Source organism: Trinickia soli (assembly GCF_002879855.1).
Lineage (GTDB): Bacteria > Pseudomonadota > Gammaproteobacteria > Burkholderiales > Burkholderiaceae > Trinickia > Trinickia soli.
The window spans coordinates 1-444 of sequence record NZ_PNYB01000075.1; the positions used below are offsets into that span (position 1 = coordinate 1).

The following is a 444-nucleotide window of genomic DNA, read 5'->3' on the forward strand; positions in this document are numbered from 1 at the left end:
TTTCCAGACCAAATGCTTCCCTTAACCTTCGAATGGAGGCGGAACACACAAAAGGAGCCCGTGTTTGATGCTCAAGGGAACCCGGTAATGGTTGGCAATCCTCCTCATCAGAAGAAGAAATTTTACCCAACGCAACACACTATTTCAGTATCATTGGAATTGCAGAGACCATAGAGCTTTCCCGTGAAAAAATTTATTTTTGCTTTTATCCTTGTGACACCCATGGTGGCACACGCAGATATATCCAGCGAGATCATGTGTTTTGAGTCTGGTGGGATAGAATCGGTAAATTTCGAAATCAAAACTTACTACGACGCATCGGCTAAATTTTCGTTTGGATTTGTTCGGTATCGGAACTCAAAGAAAACAATCCCCATCGTTCTTAATAGGTCGATAAGTGAAACTCTTGACAAGAATATGCCGGATCAGACTACGAATACGTGG

The 444-nt window shown here is 42.3% G+C and carries 1 pseudogene; it reads left to right on the forward strand.

Features of this window, described 5'->3' with window-relative positions:
* Positions 1-183: 183 nt before the first annotated feature.
* Positions 184-444: pseudogene (locus tag C0Z19_RS28865) on the forward strand (hypothetical protein); the annotation flags it as partial.